This is a genomic window from Myxococcales bacterium (genome assembly GCA_016717005.1).
Lineage (GTDB): Bacteria > Myxococcota_A > Polyangia > Haliangiales > Haliangiaceae > UBA2376.
The window spans coordinates 95,787-114,646 of the sequence record JADJUF010000011.1; the positions used below are offsets into that span (position 1 = coordinate 95,787).

An 18,860-nucleotide genomic window follows, 5' to 3' on the forward strand; every position below is an offset into this window, starting at 1 on the left:
AGCCGGCCGATCGGAGCCGCGATGCCAGGTGGCCGATGCCGGGTGGCGCCGATGCCGGGTGGCAGCCGATCGGCGCAGGGGGCAGCCGCGATGCGCGACGAAGACCAGCACGGCCCTCGGCAAGAACCGTGCACGACGGGCCGCGCTCGACGAGCGCAGCGCCGAGATCGCCGCACGCCGCGGCCGGCTGGAGTCGCAGCGCACCATCCGGCAACTCGACACCACCCAGGACACGATCCTCACCGCCACCAAACTCACCGCACTCCAGCTCATCTCGTTCGTGCTCCGCGAGTACCTGCCGACGATGCCGATGACGCCGGCGACGTTCGCTCGGGTAGCTCGCACGCGCGACGTACTCCCACTCGGCCTCGCACAGTGGCCGCCAATCCGCGTGCAGGGGGGCCGTCTCCCATATGACGCCGCCCACACAAGAACGCCGGCACGCGCACCTCGTGGACCGGGCGTGCGGTCTTCGCGATGGCGTGCACCTCGCGCCGCAACGTCGCCTCCCAGCCCGGTGCGTTGAGCGGTTGCGCCCCTCGATTGCGGAGGAGGGGCTGCCACCCGGAGGAGGGGCGGCAAAGCCTGGCATCGCGCGGGCCTCGGGAGAAGCGCGCAGTCCGTGTCACAGATTCGCCGGTCGCGTCTCTACTTCTGCATGGAGCTCGATCGCTGGCGTGGCTCAGAGTCGGAGCAGGACGGTGAGCTGCACGAGACCCTGGCGCCGGTGGGCAAGCGCAGCCTCACGTCGCGGCTGGGCGCGCCGTCGCTGGTGCTGCGCGTCGAGGACGTGACGGTCGCGCGCGCGCTGGGCGAGGCGATCCGCGGCGGGCGCGGGCCGATCCAGCGCGACGCCGAGCCGGGGCGCGACGGCAACGGTGTGGCGGCGAACGCCGAGGCGGCCGTCGAGCGCGCGGCGTCGGGGAGCGGCGAGCCGCTGCGCGCCGATCTGCGCGAGCGCTTCGAGGCGTCGCTCGGCGCCGATCTGTCGGCCGTGCGCGTGCACCGCGGCGCGGCGTCGGCGGAGGCGAGCCACGCGGTCGGCGCCAAGGCCTACACCGTCGGCAACGACATCCACTTCTCGGAAGGTCGCTACCAGCCGGACGATCCGTTCGGCTTGCACCTGCTCGCGCACGAGGTCGCTCACACGGTGCAGCAGTCGGGTGGCGCCGTGGCGCGCCAGCACAAGCTCGAGGTCTCGACGCCGGCCGACGCGCTCGAGGGCGAGGCCGATCGCGCGGCCGATGCGATGGTCCGCGGCGCGCGGGCGACGGTGAGTGGCGGCGGCGCGCAGCTCGCGCGCGAGAAGGGCGACGGCGAGAAGGGTGAGAAGGTCGACGAGAAGGGCCCGTGGACGGCGCCGACCGCGGACACCGTGCCGCACGAGTCGGTCGATCCGCGCGTCCGCAAGGAGAAGCCGGCGTCTGCCGACAAGGTGTGGAACCCACCGCCGCCGGTGGGGTGGCACTACTTCCCGAACGGCAAGACGCCCCCGGTTGCAGGCGTGCAACTGTGCACCGCGCAGAAGACCAGGCCGCTGGGGACGTTCATCCAGGTGCTCATCGACGGCCAGCTGTGGGCGGTGCGCACCGAGTGGCACAACTTTACGACCAAGTTCGACGCGGACAAGAAGCCCTACAACGTGCCGGGCGTGTACCAAGGCGCCAACCTGATGCAGCTCGACCAGCAGCCGGCCGAGCTGCCCAAGGGCCCCGACCTGGGCAAGAAGGGCGCGCCGGCGCCGGCGCCAAAGAGCCAGAACAAGCTCGAGGTGTCGGGTCCCGTCGACGCGAGCGAGGTCGAGGCCGATCGCGCGGCCGACGCGATGGTGCGCGGCGCGCGCGCGGTCGTGAGCGGCGGCGGCGCGCACCTCGCGCGTGACTACGGCGGCGTCGACCCGGACGCCGGGCCGGCCGAGAAGAAGGTGGAGGGCGTGCGCTACGCCAGGGCGGACGGGACCAAGGTCTACGATCGCGCCGGCAAGAAGCAGACCGAGGTCGAGACGCTGTCGATGGGCGCGGAGGTGAAGCTCCTCACCGAGGGCGGCGGCTACTACAAGTGCACCACGCTAGTGGGCAACACCGGCTACGTGACGACCGGCAGCGTCTCGGAGACGCGGCCGGAGAAGAAGGAGGAGAAGAAGGAGAAGAAGGAGGAGAAGAATGAGGAGAAGGCGCCGGACAAGGCCGACGACAAGGCCGCGACGCCGGACAAGGTCGACAAGAACGGGCCGTGGACGCCGCCCAAGCCGACCCGCTATCCCGACGAGTCGATCGATCCGCGCGTGCCGACCAAGGAGCCGGCATCGCCGAAGGACGTCTGGAATCCGTCGCCGCCGGTCGGCTACGAGTACATCCCGACCGACAAGTCGCCGCCGGGCAGCCACGACCTCGCGACGAAGTCGTTGAGCAAGCCAGTCGGCACGTTCATCCAGACCATCCTCAACGGGAAGCTGGTCGGCGTCCGCACCGAGTACCACGCCGGCAACCTCGTGAAGGAGGGCGACAAGTGGGTGGTGAAGAACGTCGTGAAGAAGGGCGTGTCGTTGATGATGGCGACCGAGCAGCCCAAGGATCTGCCCAAGACCGCCGATGGTGACAAGAAGGCGGATCCGGGCGCGACCAGGCGCCAGAACAAGCTCGAGGTGTCGGGGCCGGTCGACGCCAGCGAGCTCGAGGCCGATCGCGCCGCCGACGCGATGGTGCGCGGGCAGCGCGCGCCGATCGCCAGCGCGCCGACCTTTGCTCGCGCGCGACTACGACGGCATGAACCCCGACGCGGGCCCGCCCGAGACCAAGCGCGAGCCCGCGGTCAAGGCGTACATCAACGCCGACGGCACGGAGCTGCTCGACCGCGTCGGCCAGCGCTCGAAGGCGATCGCCACGCTCACCAAGGACGTCGAGATCACGATCACCCACGACGCCGGCAGCTACTACAAGTGCACCACGTCGGCGGCGAAGGAACCGGGCTACGTGCTGCGCAGCCGCGTCGATCTTGAGAAGAAGGCCGCGCCCGCCGACAAGGACAAGGAGGCGTCGAAGGACGGCGCCAAGGCGCCCGGCACCGCTCCGCTCAAGCGCCCCAACGGGCTCCAGGAGATCATCGAGGTGTTCGGCAAGCCGGGCACGAACCTCGGAATGCACGAGATCAAGTGCGGCAAGGGGGGCAAGCCCAAGCAGGTCTATTGCCACAACAAGATCGCGCCGCTGCTCAAGGCCGTGTTCGACAACATCGTCGCCGACGGCAAGGGCGAGCACATCCACTACTTCGACGGCTGCTACAACGAGCGCGACAAGGTCGGCGGCCAGGGTAAGAGTGTGCACGGGTGGGGCATCGCCTGCGACGTCAACCCCGAGGGCAACGGCCGCGTGCCGTCGGACACGCCGGCCGACAAGGTGCCGGTGTCCGAGAGCCAGAAGATCATCGCGCCATACTTCGAGGCCCAGGGCTTCGTGTGGGGCAAGGTGTTTGGCGACTCGATGCACTTCCAGTACTGCACGGGCTACTAGGAAGCCCCCCGCGGCCTACGCCCGCGCTCCGATCGGGCGCCGTTCCGATCGGCTGCCACCCGGCGGAGGGGAGGAGGGGGCCCCGCGTGCCGATCGTCTGCCACCCGGAGACGGGCCGTTCGGTCCCCTGCGCCTTCGACCCTCGTTCGATCGACAGCCACCCGGAGGGGTGGCCGGGCGGGGCGATGTCCTGCAAGCTGATGGTGATGAAGGGACCGTGTCGAGGTTTCGTGCGAGGACTCGCGTCGTGGTCCTGGATCGTCGCTGCGCTCGCCGCCACGGCCACCGTGTCCGCTCAGCCACCACCGCCTAGCGACCGTGCGCAAGCTGCGCCGTGGCATGGCGAGCTGCTTGACGTCGGAAAGGGGTGGTGGTGCACGCCGTCGAGGCTGTCGTGCGTTCGCGACGCGGCCGAGTGTCAGCGCGGGGCGCCTGCGACCCCGTGCACAGCCCAGCGCTGGGCGTGGGCGTTCTCCCACTTCGACTGGGGCAGCGACAGTGACCTGAAGATGTGGAAGGCAATGGTCTTCCGCACCCGTGAAGCCTGCCAGGCGACACAGCAATCTGCCCTCGGCGACACCGGTGCGGTCACGAGCGTGTCGCCGTGCACTCGCGTCGGCGACCGCGCGAGGCTGCCGCGCGACGGGTTGCCCGCGGGCCGCGGATGGTGGTGCTTTCGCTACGTTCATCCGGTCGGTGGGGCCGATGGGTCACGGTGCCAGCGGACCAGTGAATCCTGCGAGAACGAGATCATTCGGTTGAGCGCCGAAATGGTGCGCCCCACGCTGGCCCCGATCACGCGCAGCCAAGCCTGCCATCGGGTGCGCCGCGCCTGGGCCCACAGGTTGACCAGCCCCAGCGATCCCGATCCAGTATTCGAAATCTTCGACAACGACGACGAGTGTCGCGCGAGCGCCCTTGGCGACTCGTGTCGACTGGTCAAGTAGGCACCCGTTCCTGCCTCCCGGCCTCCCGATCGGCTGCCTCCATCCGATCGGTCGCCACCGGGAAGACGGGGCCCCGCGCGGGCCGACGGCGCGGAGCGGGTCGATGCCACCGACGGTCGTGGTCGCGCCCGGGGGGCCGAGCGCCGGACCTCGGGTGGCAGCCGATCGGAAGGCTTCGGACCTCGGGTGGCAGCCGATCGGAAGGCTTCGGCCTCGGCGAGTTCCGGTAGCGCCCGTCACCGGGGCGCCGCCTCGCCGTGCGGAAACCGCGGCGCGGGCCGGCCGATACCCGGGCCAGGCGCCCAGGGTGGGCGCAGGCCAGGAGCGAGCGATGGCGCATCGGCAGCGGTGGTACGTGACGCAGGTGGTCTTCGAGGTGACGATCCGGACGCTGGGCGGGAAGTTCTGGCTGCGGCCGGACGCGGCGTGCAAGGCGATCATCGAGGGCGTGTTCGGCAAGGCGCTGCAGCACTACGACGGCATCCAGCTGCACGCCTATGACGCCGAATCGAATCATGTCCACTACCTCGCGTCGGCGACCGACCCGGCCCAGATCCCGCTGTTCCTGGACTTCGTGCACGGCAACATCGCGCGCCAGATCAACGCCCTGCGCCGCCGGCGCGGGACGTTCTGGAGCCGGCGCGGCGCGGTGATCGCGGTGCTCGACCCCAAGGCCCAGGTCGCGCGCCTGCGCTACCTGCTGGCGCAGGGCCCGGCGCCCGGCCTGGTGTGTTCGCCGACGCAGTGGCCGGGCGCCAGCTCGACGCGCGCTGCTCGACGATTTGCACGTGCGGGCCACGTACGTCTCGCTCGACAAGCAGCGCCGCAACGCCGCGCTGTCCGATCCGCGCCCGGTCGCCGAGCTCGCCGAGGACGTCTCCTTCGACCTGACGCCGCTGCCGGCGTGGGCGGACCTGACGCCGGCCGCTCGCCGCGCCAAGGTCGCCGCGCTGATCGACGACATCGAGAACCAGCACAAGGGCAAGAGCTTCCTGGGCGCCCGCGCGATCCGGACCCAGAACCCGCACCGCGCGCCGAAGAAGTCCAAGCGCTCGCCGATGCCGCGCTGCCACGCCAGCACGGCCGCCGGCTACCGCCGCTACACCGCCGCGTACCGCGACTTCCGCACCACCTACCTGCGCGCCGCCGATCGTCTGCGCCACGATCCCGCCGCCTCGCGGACCGAGATCCAGCGCCTCTACCCGCCCGGCAGCCTGGCCCGTCCCGGCTGGTACATCCCGACACCCGCGAACTTCCAGCTGCCCTGGCACGTCGGCGCTTCCGACGCCGACAAATTCGCCGTCGCCACCTGACGGCCGCCGCCTGCTCCCCTCGCGCCGACGCGCCACGTCCACCCGCTTTCGCCCATCATCGCCTGTTCGTTCGGGACCTCACCCCGCGGCGGTCAGGCCGGCGGAGCTTTCGGTCCGACGTAGCAAGGATTCCGCGACGCGATCCGTCGTGCGTTCACCCGTGCAGGGTGTCCTGAGAGTCTCTTGAGTGGTTGCGACCCTCGATTGGTTGACGTGTATGGGAATGGCGCGTACCTTAGGCGGGTCAGAACCTCGCGGAGGGTCAGCGCAATGGAGCGGGTTGTTGTCTTCCTTGACTTCGCGAACATCGACCGGGCTGCCGGGGACCGCGGCTTGCGCGTCGACTACCAAGATCTGCTCGAGTACGTTTCCGACGGGCGCTTCCTCGTCGATGCTCACTGCTACGTCCCAATTGATCCCCGCAACGAACACCGACTCGACGCGCTGATCGAGCGGCTGTGGCAGTACCGCTACATCGTCAACACCAAGCGTGGGACGATTGCCGCAGATTCCTACAAGTGCAACTTCGATGTAGAGATCACTATCGATGTTCTGCGCGTGGCGTATGCCGTCAAGCCCGACATCATTGTGCTCGCAAGCGGAGACGTCGACTTCGTGCCCTTGGTCCAAGAACTTCGTCGTTTGGGGATTCGGGTCGAAGTGGCTTCGTTCGAAGCGGCAGCAGCCCGCGAGATCATCCTGAAGTGTTCGGGATTCATCAGCCTCGACTATTACTTGAAGGAGCGTGCCGAGCCCGAGCCTGGGCCGGCATCGTCTGCGCATGGAGCAGAACACGCACCTGCCGACGGACAGTCTGATCCGCGCCAACAGGTCGCCGAGGGTGTTGATGTGGGCCCGCAGACCCGGCCCGACTATTCCTGCGCCAGACTAGCCCTAGTGCTGCGATCGCGGAGATGCCGCCACAAGCCCTTGGCGACGGGGAGGTTAGCGAATGCCCACAGTCATCATCAACGGTCGACGTGTCACCATACCTGGATCCGGGGTCGAGGGCCGTGACATCATTGACCGCGTAAACGTGCGCGACGGACGGCGGCCCGTCCTTCAGCGCGGGATTGAAGCAGAAACGATCGACCCCACGAAGACGTACGACGAAGACGAGTTGCGAGATAAGCGTGGCAATCCGGTCAAGGTGACGACCATCCCAGACCGGACCAAGGGTAGCTTTTGGGGGCCTCGGTCACTGCAATCCAAGCGGATCATCGCCGAACAAGTGTACGACATTGCGCAGCACCTCTTCAAGTCTGGTGTCGAATTCGATGAGGAAGATGCGAACTGGCTGAAGATTCCCAGATACGTGCTGCCGCCAAAATGGCACTGCATCGCGCAAGCATCGCCGTTGATGGTCGTGTTTCCAACGGAGTATCCGGGAACTCCCCCCGATTGGATTCTACCTGCAGGCATCGCTTCCGGGCGCGCCTGACGGGCACATGTTCCCGAGAGTCTACCATGAGGCGGCCCAGGAGCCGCTGGATCACGGTTGGCAGTGGTATTGCGTGTATGTGAACCCGGGAAGTTGGCAGCCCGCTCCGGTTCACCAGTCGGGGGATTGGAAACGTGGGGATAGTGTCTGGAGCTACTTCATGCTCATCAAAGAGGCGCTTTCGACGGAAGACTAGCGCTGTGGCGAGAGGTGGCAAGATGCGAAGGCAGCGCAAGAGTCGATCGCAAGACCCAAGACGTGGAGCGGTTGCCCAGGACGCGAGCCGGGTGTGGATGCCGGCATGCTCGATCCGATTTCAACACGGGCAACTGCGTGTTCTCCGGGAACGACTCTTAGAGGATCTCTCTCGCGAGCACTTCGCGGTGCTTCTTGCAAAGCAGGAGATGATCGGCGGCCTCGTCTTTCTGAACGTGCATGATATTGCCTTCCTCGCTCCAAATGACTACGTCCAGCAGTCGTTGGGCAGGTGTCCCCGAAGAAGACGGCGATCTATAGGGTGCTACAGGAGGTCACAGCGCGCTTCGATGTCGATGCCATCATAGACGTCCATACGCACCCATTCGCCCGTAGTTCCGTCGCGTTCTCCGATACCGACGACGCTGACGAGATCGAGTTCTGTGACTTTCTAGCCTCGCGATTCGATCTTCACTACGCCAGCATCGTCTTTTCTCGACAGGAGTACTCTGCCCGCCGTTGGATCCGAACACAGGAAGGTCGGTGTCGGAGCCAGCCTTGATCCGCACGCAGACTCTGCAAGAACAGATCCCGGCCTCACAAGCGCGGCCGCCGCGCGGCGAGAGTCTCGACGATACATCTGCGGCCTTTGTCCGAGGCGCCGCTGTCGTGGGTCTGGAAGTCTTGCGCGCGATCGCAAGCGATCAGGTTGTGAGCGTTGTCGGAGTTGGCGGACTCGGCTCGATTGTAGCCGAACACCTCATCCATATGGGCTTTCATAAAATCAACTTGATCGACCCCGATGTCGTTGAGCTTTCCAACTTGAATCGTCTCGTTGGAGCCACGCATGAGTCGGCTTTGCATGGAGCGCCCAAGGTTGCTGTCGTCGCTGATCATTTGCTCCGAATCAATCACGCGCGACGGTTCGGCCGATTCAATGTGGCGTTGAAAAGTCCGAGGCCGAGGAGGCTATTGCGCTTTCAAATTGGCTGATTATCGCGACCGACAGTCATTCCAGTCGATTTGTTGCACAGCGGATTTCATTTCGCTACTTTGTGCCGTTCGTTTCGGTCGGTGTCAACATCACGGTTGATAATGAGGTCGTCCGCGATGTTAGTGGCGAAGTGATCGCCGTGCGCATGGGTGATCGATTCTGTCTTCAGTGCTTGCGCCGCATCGATCCGCTCAAGGTCGCTCGCGAGACGCACTATGACACCCGAGTGCGAGACTCATTGGTTGAGCGTGGCTACGTCTCTGGTACGCAGGTCAATGAGCCCGCTGTAAAGACGTTGAACGCCATGGTTGCGACCCTCGCCGTGGAGGTTCTCCTCAACCAGTACACCGGGCGCCAGGATATTGGCCCTGTCGTTGTGTATGAGGATAATCGCGCGAAGGCGATCTACGAAGACCGTGAGAGCGTCGAGGCCCGTGCGAAGGAGTGCTTCACGTGCGGCATTGGCATGCGCGACTATTCATAGCTGTAGACGAGCGCACATCCGCCGACGGTGCCGCTGAGGTTGGATCCAGAACAGGAGGATGATATGGCCACGGTCCAGTGCGAGGCCTCGGGTTGCAGAAACACCGACAGGTCAGGGAAGATCTTCTACCACAGTGCGCGACCTGCTGCCGTCGCTGGTGGTGTTCGGAGCATGGATCAGGCGGCAAAGTGCGCCCATGTGGTAAGGGCTACATGCATCGCTAAAGGGTGCGGATCTTCTGCGACGGCAGAAAGCTGATCGATTCCGGCAACGGTTGTCGGACGGGCTGTCCGGATCGATCGCGGGCGGGTAGCGTCGCCGGCCTGATGCCGAAGAGCAACGCCGCGCGGATCGCCACCGACAGCCCCTTCTGCGAAGCTCGGCGGAGCATGAAGAAGCTGGAAGACGACCTGCTGAGCCCGGAGGCGATGCACGCGTCGCTGAGCGAGATCGAGCGGATGATGCGAACGCAGGGGCGGGAGATGATGCGCGCGATGATGCAGGCGCACTTCGACGGGCGCTCGGAGCGCGAGTTGCCGGTCGCGGTGCGGGGCGAGGATGGGATCGCCGTGAGGCGGCGCGACGGGGGCGGCGCACCGTGATGACCGAGTTCGGCGAGGTCGAGCTCGAGCGCACCCTGTACCAGGCGCCCGGCGTGACCGGGCGCGCGCCGCTCGACGCCGCGATGGACCTGCCGGCGGAGAAGTACTCGCACGAGGTGCGCCGGGTGGTCGCCGAGGAGAGCGCGCGGTCGTCGTTCGACGAGGTGGTGGCGGCGATCCAGAAGTACAGCGGCGCCAAGGTGCCGAAGCGACAGACCGAGGAGCTGGCGGTCCGCGCGGCGCGTGACTTCGACGAGTTCTACCGAGCTCGGCTGTGCGCGCCCGAGGACACCGACCACCTGCTGGTCCTGAGCTTCGACGGGAAGGGCATCGCGATGCGCCACGACAGCCTGCGGGCGGCGACCCGCCAGGCCGCCGAGGCGACGCCGCGGCGCCTGCACACGCCTCACCAAGGGCGAGAAGCCGAACCGCAAGCGGATGGCCGAGGTCGCGGCGGTGTACACGATCGCGCCGTGGCCGCGCGTGGTCGCCGACGTGCTGCACGGCGCGCACGCGAAGCGCACCGACCGGCCGCGCCCGATCCACAAGCGGGTGTGGGCCAGCGTCGAGCACGGCGCGCAGCAGGTGAATCGACGACGCGTCGCCGAGGCGCGCCGCCGCGATCCCGAGCAGCGCCGCCGCTGGGTCGTGCCTCGTCGACGGCAGCCCGATCAGCTGCGGCGCATCAAGCGCGCGCGCGCGCGGCCGGCGTCGCGATCACCATCGTGCTCGATCTGGTCCACGTCCTCGAGTACCTGTGGCGCGCCGCCCACGCCTTCCATCCCGGCGACCACGCCGACGATCAGGTCGCGGCCGAGCGCTGGGTCGAGTGCCGCCTGCTCCGCCCTGCTCGCCGGCCGCAGCGGCGGCGAGATCGCCAAGAGCCTGCGCCTGATGCTCACGACCCACACCCTCGACGCCAGGCGACGCGCGCCGTCGAGCGCGCCGCCAGCTACCTCGTCAGGCACACGCGCTTCCTCCACTACGACCGCGCGATCGACGCCGGGCTGCCGATCGCCACCGGCGTGATCGGCGAGGGCGCGTGCCGCCACCTCGTCCAGGATCGCATGGCCGCACCGGCGCGCGGCGGTCGCTGGCCGGCGCCGAGGCCGTCCTGCGGCTGCGCGCGCTGCGCGCCAGTGGCGACTTCGACGACTACTGGCACTTTCACCTCGCGAAGGAGCACGAGCGCAACCACCAGTCACGCCATGCCGACGGCGACGTCCCTCGCGGCGCTGCCCCCGCTGCCGCCGCGCCGCCCCACCTCTCCTCGTCGAGGGATCCGAATTGCCCCCGTCGACGACCGCTCCAGAAGAGCCGCACCCATCGGAATTGCTCCCGTCGACGACCGCTCCGGAAGAGCGCACCCTTCAGAGTTGACCCTGACGCGTCATCTTGAGCCCCATTCGATAGATGTCCGGGACTCTGAATCTGATGGGGTCGGTGTCAGTTCCCATACACTGACAACAAGCCAACTTCTCTTCCGAGCGCGACCGACTCCCTAACGTCATCGAGTTCTACGGCGCGGACCGGAGTCCTCCCAGCTTGGGTGAGCTTGGCTTGCAGTGACTCAAGTTCAACAAATTCCTCGAGGAGTGCCCAATGGCTTGCTCGGACACCTGGTCGAGAGATTCCATTAGGCGGGGGGCGAAGTAACCGATCTGTCATATGCCGTGGCGGCCGGGGAGTGCGTCTTTCCTCATTCTACAGCGTGCTGAAAGAGCTGCAGGAGAAATCTCGGACTGTGATCGTTGTTGGCGTCCGCAAGGGCGATTCCATACCCAATTAGATGTATAGGCAGTGTTGCCACCCTTCATGCGCTCGCCGACGAGCGCTCCCCCAGACGCGATAGGTGGCTTCATTGTTCCCTGGGCTGTTCTCGGCTGGAGCTTTGACATCGGAGGCCTGGAGTGCGCGCTTGAAGGACCGTGATTGAAGGGCCTGTCGCAGTGCAATCTTGAGGTAGTCTGCCTGGGTGTCCCAGGCGAGACGAACCGATTTGCCGAACAGGTGGCTCTTGTTCTCAAATCGGAGCTTTCGCCAGATGTCGTCGCGAAGCAGAATCTTAAAGCGCAGATTGATGAGGCGATCGGAGCGGTCGGTGAGGAGGGTGAGTGGTCCTTCGACTGCCCGCGCCCGGCGCTCGCGCTCGACTTGCGTGCCTCCAAGCCAGTGTCCAATCCGTCGACCACCAGCAGGTATGTCTTTGCGACGAGTTTGTCCATCTCTTGGAGCCATACGCCAGCGATCAGTGATCCATTGGGGACGTCGAGGATGGCTTGGATGGCATCCAGTAGTTCCATTTCCGGATCCGATGGGCGTAAGCGGTACACGGACCGCGAGACGGCGGCAGGCCGGGCTCGAGGTTGCGTCGAAGAAGTTCCTGCGGCATGCGATGCACACGTGCCTGAATTCGCGCCACTCGAACTTGCCGGTAGCGAGCATGTGCGGCGCTTCTGAATCCGTCGGCTGTCGGGTGCCACTGTTCCTTGAGCTTCGCTGGCGCGAGAATCGAGATCGCATAGTGGCGCTTCAAGGAGCATGCGGAAGATCGCGGTCTTGCCTGTGCCTTTGCGCCCGATGACGAGTGGGTGTGGTAGGTAGGAGCGCCTTCGTGACGAGGTCAGTCTCGACGAACGTGTCGACCAGGTTGCTCTTGTTCCGTTCTTCGGCAGTGCCGCCGGGAAAATGAAGCTCGGAGAGTATTGCCGCCTTCAGCGCCGGGATGCTGGAGTCAGTCGACTCGGCCTCATCGGGCGACGGGATGAAGCGCTGAATCCAGTCCGCGATAGGCTCGTATGGCTTCCAAGTGTCGCGGTCATCGAAGACGGTGTCGGATGCTGCGAGGGACTCCTGGTACGGAACGAAGTGCACAAGCTCGGATTCGTCCCAGTGGCTGGGCCGCGCCGAGGCGGCGCCTAGCCATCGGTGTATCCACTCGGCGGCTCTGTGTTGATAGCGCTGTACGACCTCTGGTGTCTTACTGGCGGGGATCGGTGAAACAATGAACCTTGGCTCGGGCGCAAAAGACCGTGCTGGGGTGCTTCTTCTGGTTCGAGATGAGAGTAGGGCGCTTACGAGCGCCGCGGTGCCCTTCTCGGATTGAGGGTGCGGGAAGAATGCAATGCACGCTATGTCGGCGAGATCGAACAGTAGCGGGCCGCTCAGTCGTGTGATACCGGTTCGTGAATCGAGCAGGACCGTGTCTGGCAGGAACGGGAGGCTTGTTCCTAGTAGGTCGATCAGCGTTCGCAGCGGGTTGTTGTCTTCACGGTACCAGGCTTCAGGGTCGATGAGGCTAAGTTGACGAGCGTAGTTTGCCGAAGGCATGCCTGCTGGAAGGCAGTAGAGTTCCACGTCTTCAGATACGCGAATGAGATGTCGCGAGATGTCGGGAATGTCGTCCTGCTCCATGTCGAGAAGTAGGCGGACTACGCCCTGGTGGCCGTGACCTCATCTTCTCGGCCAAATAGCGCCGCGAGACCAGGTGCCTCGAGATCGAGGTCAACGCACACAACGCGCTTGCCACGCGAGGCGAGAATGTGTGCCGTGTAGGCGAGGGCGGTGGAGCGGCCGACGCCGCCGCGGAGAGAGTAGAACGTTGCGACAATCGGTAGGGCGAGGTCGTCGTCCAATTCGGATGGAAACGTAGCTCGAGCCAGGGGCGCCATATTCGCTCGCGCGAGCGACTCGGGCCAGAGGGGTAACTGCTCCGTTGAAGACACCGCCGGCAGAGAGCCAGCCCAGTCGCGCTCGGCGCGGGTCAGCGCGTCGAACGCCTGAATGGTCTCGGCCGCAACATGTTTGAGCGCGAGCGATCGTCGTTGGTCAGGCGGGAGCGATGCGAAGTCGCCGGAGACCACGATGACGCGCCAGCCAAGATACGGATCTTCCTGACGCGCACCTCGTCCGGAACGATGTTTGCCTCCGCGAGCGCGGATTGGATGAGTTGTTTCACAGCGTCGGCGTTCATCGGTGTCGGCCTCGTCTCGCGCGTGTCTGAAGCCAGCCGGCTAGCTCTTGTGCTCCGGCAAGCAAATCGCTTGTGGGGATATGTGAAACGATGGACGTGGACGTCTCGTACCGGATATCCGTCGACCACTGCTCAATGAAGAAGCTTTGCCCGATTGGAATTGTGAAGGTCGCTTAGTCGGAAGCCGGCGGCCTCCCATAGGCCTCTTAAGTTGTGGCCAGCTTGGCCGCTGGTGGGGAATGGCTGCTTGAGCGCTCTGAGGACGGCCTTGAGGCTGCACTCCAGTGCATATCCGATAAGGTACACTTGCCCGAGCGAACTCGGTCGTGATTGATGGATCGCGAGCGCGTCCGTGGCGCGCTCGTTCGCGACGGCCCGCCACTCGTCTGAAGTGTTTGGGCCGGGGAGTCGCCGTAGGCCGGCGGGCTTGGCTGTGGGCACGGGCACTGCTTGCTTGGGGCCGGCGAGAAAGTGCGACCAGGCCCATGTCGGGTGGTCGCCCTTGGCAGCACGCGACTCGACGAGTCTGCCGAGGATGGCACACCGCTCCAGATTGGTTGGGCCATGAATGCCGCGACTTTTGAGGTCTCGGGGAGTGACGCCAAGAACAAGGAGGGCGTCAGCGTGCAGACTGGCTATGAAGCTCGAGCGTGGCCAACTGCGCTTCCCGTCCCAAGCGACGGCGGGTGTAGGTGAGATCATCACATATCTCGATGAGAGACGAGGAGGACGTGAACGTGATCATGCCAGCGCTCAATCTTGCGCCCAAGCGGTTCGACATCCAAACGTGGGGCGGCCCTAGACGTGTTCTCCCCTGGCTCAGTGATCGCGGGGTAGCGATCACGCTGACCTGGGCAATCGCCGCCGTCCGCCGGCCGATCCGACGGGGATGCGCATAGGCGGTTGGTCGCTGGAGACGAGTTCAGGCTCGTGCCCGGGGGACACCGCTCGGGCAGGCGGGAAAGCGTGTGCGCGCGTACAGACTTTGAGCGAGCGGCGGACGGGGGCGTGGGCGTCGCCGTCGCAGCGGCAGGCTGGAGGTCAGTCCTGTCGATACATCGTCACCACGCACGCCCCGCCGAGGCCGAGATTGTGCTGCAGGGCCACCTTTCGCGCCCTCCACCTGCCGCTCCCCGGCCGTCCCGCGCAGGTGCCACACCAGCTCGGTGCACTGCGCCAGCCCGGTCGCGCCCAGCGGGTGCCCCTTGCTGAGCAAGCCACCGCTTGGATTGGTCACGAACTTCCCGCCGTACGTATTCTGGCCGTCCCAGATGAACTGCTCGGCGCCGCCCTCCTCACAGAGGCCCAACGCCTCATACGTCAGCAGCTCGTTCGCGGTGAAGCAGTCGTGCAGCTCGACGACCTGGATGTCCTCGGGCCCGATGCCGGTCTTCTCGTACACCTGCGCCGCGGCGTTCTTGGTTGCAGGCGTCGTAGCCGATCATCTGATCATCGACTTCTCCTCGAACGAGGACGGGTAGTCGGTGGTCATGACCTGGCCGGCGATGTAGACGGGGTTCGAGATGTTGTGCTTGCGGGCGAAGTCGTCGCTGCACAGCACCGCCGCCGCCGCGCCGCAGGTCGGCGGGCAGCACTGGTAGCGGGTCAGCGGATCGAAGACCTCGGGCGAGGCCATCACCTCCTCCACCGACAGCACGTTCTTGAACAGGGCGTACGGGTTCTTTTGACGCGTGCTGCCGCGCCTTCGCCGAGATCTCGCGAACGTCCCGCGCCTGGTCCCTACTCTCCAGCGGTACCGCGTCCCGCGCCGCCGAACATCTGCGCGGCCGGCGGGGCCTGAAGCTGAGCTCCCGCAGCTCGCTCATCAGGTTTGGCGTGCTTGTCGAGCGGGTTGCGTGACGTGGGTCCACTTTGGCCGCGAGCGCGCCCTTCTCCATCTGCTCGAAGCCGAGGAGCAGTTGTTGTTGACGTTGAAGACCGGGATGCCGGTCAGCCCGATCTCGTAGACGGCGCGCTGGCCGCAGGTCGAGTCGCCGAACACGTAGCCGGCGTAGGCCTGCTGGATCTCGCCGAACGGGACGCCGGCGTCCTCGAGGGCGGTCCGCCCGGCCTTCGAGGCCATGACGTTGTACTCCTCGGACTCGCCGGGCTTGGCGAACGGGACCATGCCGACGCCGATGACGTTCACTTTGCGGGTCATGTGATGCTCCTTGTTCGATCGGGTCGGGTGGTTGGGATCAGGCCCTTGAGCAGGCCGATGCGGTGGGCGACCGAGACGTCGCCGTCGATGCGGATCTTGCCGTGCTGGTAGAGGCCGTGGACATCCCCCGCCGCCAGGCCCGCCAGGTCCTCGTCCTTGAGCGTGAGCGTGGTCTTGGCCGTGCCGAAATCGGCCGGCGACACCGCGGCGCCCTCGACGGTCCACTCGGACGCCGGGTCGAGCAGCTTGAACAGCACGATCGCGCCCAGCTCCTTGGCCAGCTCGGGCTTCTCGGCCAGGCGCTTGCCCGGCGCGGCGAAGAACGCCGGCGCCTTCGCCGTCGGGCCCGCTGTTGCCGCCGCCGCGGCCTTTGCCGGGACCGGGTGCCCGCGGCGCGGCGCCTTGATCGCCGCCCGCTTGGCCTGCTCGATCCATTCTGCAGGAAGCTGAGCTTCTGCGACGCCATCACGTTGCCGCTGATCTTTCAGCTTGCCGGTGGTGAAGAGCTTCACTCGGGTCCGACTTGCCGGTCGTCATGTCGATGAAGTCGGCCTCGCTGATCTCGAGCGTGCAGTCGGCGGCGCCGGCGCCCGGTGACCGCGCCCTTGCCGGCTTGAGGTCGACGACCCAGGCCGAGTCCGGGTTCGTCACCTTGAACAGGTAGCTCGCGTCGATCTTGCCGACCAGGTCGGGGGTTGCGCTCGACGGTCGCGGATCGCGATGAACACGTCCCAGGTCGTCGTCACCATGTCGCCCGCCGGCGCGCCTCCGCTTACCGGCTGAAGCGCCGCCGCCGCCGCGCCACCGCCCGCGCCCACGCGCTTTCATCTCCGGCAGCACCAGGTCCGGCGTGATCTTTCTTCTAGAAGCCGAGCTTCTGCGACGCCATCACGTCGCCGGAGAGCCCGAGCTTGCCGCTCGAGAACAGCTTCATCCGGTCGGTTCGGCTGCGGCCATGGCATGAAGTCGGCGTCACTGAGCTCAAGCGTGCACTTGGGCGCGGTGCCGGCGCCGGGCGACCGAGCCGGGCGGGGTGCCCAGGTCGATTGGTCCAGACGCTGTCGGGGGCCGACAGTTTGAACTGGAAGACGGCTCACCTTCTCGGCGACGTCGGCGTTCGCCTTCACGAAGCCGTTCATCGCGCTGGAAGATGTCGGTCGAGATCGGCATCGCGCCTGCGCCCGGCGCGCCGCCCCGCGGCCGCGGCCTTTGAGCTTCGGGCCGCCGGCTTCGATCTCCTTCCAGAACTCCACCGCGGCGTTCGAGATGACGACCTCGTTGCGCTCCTTGACCTTGGTCTGAAGAGGATCTCTGATCGCCGTCCTTCCACATCTCGGTGACCAGCGTGTCGCCGGGCAGCACGGTCTGGCGAACGCACGCGGATCGACTTCATGAAGTCGGTTGCGCTCGGGCGCGAAACCCAGCGATGACGTGCCGCCGGCATAGCGGAACGAGCACAGGCCGTGGAGGATCGGCTTGTCGAAGCCGAAGGCCTTGGCCATGCCCGGGTCGGCGTGCAGCGGGTTCCAGTCGCCGCTGAGGCGGTACAGGAGGGCCTGGCACCGGCAGCTGCTCCTCGATGACCTTGTCGGGGCGCGGTCGGGGGACGTTGACGTCGGCCGACGGGCCGCGGTCGCCCGCTCCAGCCGCCGGCGCCGCGGACGAGCGTGGTGATCTCGGTTGCGACCAGCGGGTTGCCGGCTCTTTCGTCGTACGTGACGATCCCCTGACGACCAGCGCGTTCTTGCCCTTGTCGAAGATGTCCTTCACGCGGCCGCGGTGCGTGAGCTTGCCGCGCGTGGCAGCGGGCGCTTGAGCTCGGTGACCGGTCGCCGTGGAGGACGCGGTCCAGGCTGAACTCGAGGCCCGGCGCGCGGCCGTCCTCGGCCGAGCTGGAGGATGACGTTGATCGCCGATGACGGCGTAGGTCGGGAGGGCCTTCATGCCCTTGCCGTGGATCTCGTAGGACCAGCCGGAGGTCCCTGTCGTCGCCGGGGTCGGCGGCGCGATCGCCGAGCGCGTAGATCGCCAGGTCGCGCTCGTCGTAGCTCGATCGCTCGGGAACTTGTGTAGCCGAGCGCGACGTCGACGTCGATGAACCGGTTGCCGCCCTGACGGGCCGGCCCGAGAGTTGGCCATGATCGGCTGCATCGACTCGGCGACGGAGGCGAGCCCGGTCGTGGTCGAAGAACGTGATGTCCGTCCAGGCGGCGTCGACGGCCTCAAGCGTGATCGGGCGGCCGAGGCGGAAGGTCTCTGCCCCTGCTCGAGCGCTCCCAGCGGAGCTTGGCGTATGAAGCCGCCGCCGACCTCGAACAGGCCGCCGTTCTCCTCGGAGCGACTCGTGGCACAGGCGCGCGACGAGGGGCGACACGAACTCGGGCTTGAGCGTCGATCGGGTTCGCCGGGCAGGACGGTCTCGGTCATGCGCGAGCCGGCGATCGGCGCGATGGTGCTGACCAGGACGTTCGCTTCTGGCCCTCGAGCGCGAGGGTCTGGGCGAAGCCGGGATGCCGAGTTGGCCATCGAGTAGTTGGCCTGGCCGAAGCTGCCGTAGATGCCGGCGGCCGACGCGGTTCATGACGATGCGGCCGTAGCCCTGGTCCCGCATGAGGCCCCAGACCGCGGCGGTGCACTTGTAGGCGCTGAAGACGTGCACCTGGTAGATGAGGTCCCAGTCGGCCGGGGTCATCTTGCCGAACGAGACGTCGCGGAGGATGCCGGCGTTGTTGATGAGGATGTCGACCTTGCCGAAGGCGTCGACCGCGGTCTGGACGATCGCGTCGCCGAACTCGACCGAGTCGTAGTTGGCGACCGCGGTGCCGCCGGCGGCCTTGATCTCGTCGACGACCTTGTCGGCGGCCGAGCTCGACTTGCCCTCGCCGGTGAAGCTGAGCCGCCGAGATCGTTGACCACGACCTGCGCCGCGCGACGCCAGGAGCAGCGTGCGAGCGCCCGAGGCCGCCGGCGCCGGTGACGATCGCGACCTTGCCATCGAACCGCAGTTCCTTGCTCATCGTTCTTCTCCCGTGCGTTGTCGGTGGTGCGCGTCGGCGGCGCGCCGCGGCCGCGGCGACGATCGCCGAAACATGCGCTGCCAGTGACTGACCAGCCGCGTCGGCGCGGCCTCGCCAGCCGTGCAGGCACGCGGTGGTGGCGGCGCCGATCATCACGCAGCGTGAGGTCGAGCGCGACCGCGTAGCCGAGCCCGGCGGCGAGCGCCGGGCCGAGCATGACGCCG

Annotated in this window: 15 protein-coding genes and 3 pseudogenes; 10 read left to right on the top strand and 8 right to left on the bottom strand. The window is 66.7% G+C overall.

The annotated features are described in order from the left end of the window. Positions 1-622: 622 nt before the first annotated feature. The 10 genes and pseudogenes from IPL61_13110 to IPL61_13155 all read left to right on the top strand — a co-directional run bounded on the left by IPL61_13110 (position 623) and on the right by IPL61_13155 (position 11,945). Positions 623-2,998: a DUF4157 domain-containing protein gene (locus tag IPL61_13110; GenBank protein MBK9032237.1), complete on the top strand. Its 2,376-nt coding sequence runs from the start codon at positions 623-625 to the stop codon at positions 2,996-2,998. Continuing rightward, positions 2,973-3,509: a M15 family metallopeptidase gene (locus IPL61_13115; GenBank protein MBK9032238.1), complete on the top strand. Its 537-nt coding sequence runs from the start codon at positions 2,973-2,975 to the stop codon at positions 3,507-3,509. Before IPL61_13110 ends, IPL61_13115 begins: the two co-directional genes overlap by 26 nt. A 509-nt stretch (positions 3,510-4,018) precedes the next feature. Continuing rightward, positions 4,019-4,456 (top strand): hypothetical protein, encoded by a 438-nt coding sequence (locus tag IPL61_13120; protein MBK9032239.1) that lies wholly within the window; start codon positions 4,019-4,021, stop codon positions 4,454-4,456. A 331-nt stretch (positions 4,457-4,787) separates the two neighbouring features. Continuing rightward, positions 4,788-5,945: a transposase gene (locus IPL61_13125; GenBank protein ID MBK9032240.1), complete on the top strand. Its 1,158-nt coding sequence runs from the start codon at positions 4,788-4,790 to the stop codon at positions 5,943-5,945. A 94-nt stretch (positions 5,946-6,039) separates the two neighbouring features. Further along, positions 6,040-6,786 carry an NYN domain-containing protein gene (locus IPL61_13130; GenBank protein MBK9032241.1) on the top strand — a complete coding sequence of 249 codons (747 nt, stop codon included), beginning with the start codon at positions 6,040-6,042 and terminating at the stop codon, positions 6,784-6,786. A 19-nt stretch (positions 6,787-6,805) separates the two neighbouring features. Continuing rightward, positions 6,806-7,210, top strand: coding sequence for a hypothetical protein (locus IPL61_13135; GenBank protein MBK9032242.1), 405 nt, complete (start codon positions 6,806-6,808; stop codon positions 7,208-7,210). 753 nt (positions 7,211-7,963) lie between these two features. After that, positions 7,964-8,398, top strand: a complete 435-nt coding sequence (locus tag IPL61_13140) for a ThiF family adenylyltransferase (protein ID MBK9032243.1) — start codon at positions 7,964-7,966, stop codon at positions 8,396-8,398. Positions 8,399-8,460: 62 nt separating this feature from the next. Next, a complete protein-coding gene (locus IPL61_13145; GenBank protein ID MBK9032244.1) occupies positions 8,461-8,883 on the top strand; it encodes a hypothetical protein in 423 nt (140 codons plus the stop codon). A 326-nt stretch (positions 8,884-9,209) separates the two neighbouring features. Next, a pseudogene (locus IPL61_13150) lies at positions 9,210-10,704 on the top strand (ISKra4 family transposase). Between the two features lie 713 nt (positions 10,705-11,417). Beyond that, entirely contained in the window at positions 11,418-11,945 is a 528-nt protein-coding gene (locus IPL61_13155; protein MBK9032245.1) for a hypothetical protein, read from the top strand. Positions 11,946-12,017: 72 nt separating this feature from the next. Here the strand turns inward: IPL61_13155 and IPL61_13160 are convergent, their stop codons facing one another. From IPL61_13160 to IPL61_13195, 8 genes and pseudogenes are all read right to left on the bottom strand, one after another. Continuing rightward, the gene (locus IPL61_13160; GenBank protein ID MBK9032246.1) at positions 12,018-12,899 is read right to left on the bottom strand and encodes a hypothetical protein; all 882 of its coding nucleotides are present in this window, start codon (positions 12,897-12,899) and stop codon (positions 12,018-12,020) included. Positions 12,900-12,916: 17 nt separating this feature from the next. Further along, positions 12,917-13,156 carry a P-loop NTPase gene (locus IPL61_13165; GenBank protein ID MBK9032247.1) on the bottom strand — a complete coding sequence of 80 codons (240 nt, stop codon included), beginning with the start codon at positions 13,154-13,156 and terminating at the stop codon, positions 12,917-12,919. 1,343 nt (positions 13,157-14,499) lie between these two features. Next, positions 14,500-15,094: pseudogene (locus IPL61_13170) on the bottom strand (hypothetical protein). Positions 15,095-15,283: 189 nt separating this feature from the next. After that, positions 15,284-15,619, bottom strand: coding sequence for a hypothetical protein (locus IPL61_13175; protein ID MBK9032248.1), 336 nt, complete (start codon positions 15,617-15,619; stop codon positions 15,284-15,286). Continuing rightward, on the bottom strand, positions 15,616-16,131 hold the full coding sequence (locus IPL61_13180) for an SCP2 sterol-binding domain-containing protein (protein ID MBK9032249.1): 516 nt from the start codon (positions 16,129-16,131) through the stop codon (positions 15,616-15,618). The genes IPL61_13175 and IPL61_13180 overlap by 4 nt, the downstream gene beginning before the upstream one ends. Continuing rightward, positions 16,085-16,459 carry an SCP2 sterol-binding domain-containing protein gene (locus tag IPL61_13185; GenBank protein MBK9032250.1) on the bottom strand — a complete coding sequence of 125 codons (375 nt, stop codon included), beginning with the start codon at positions 16,457-16,459 and terminating at the stop codon, positions 16,085-16,087. The genes IPL61_13180 and IPL61_13185 overlap by 47 nt, the downstream gene beginning before the upstream one ends. Next, complete coding sequence (locus tag IPL61_13190; protein MBK9032251.1) at positions 16,444-17,265, bottom strand: hypothetical protein; 822 nt, start codon at positions 17,263-17,265, stop codon at positions 16,444-16,446. The genes IPL61_13185 and IPL61_13190 overlap by 16 nt, the downstream gene beginning before the upstream one ends. 576 nt (positions 17,266-17,841) lie before the next feature. Beyond that, positions 17,842-18,636, bottom strand: a pseudogene (locus IPL61_13195) (SDR family oxidoreductase). Positions 18,637-18,860: the final 224 nt, after the last annotated feature.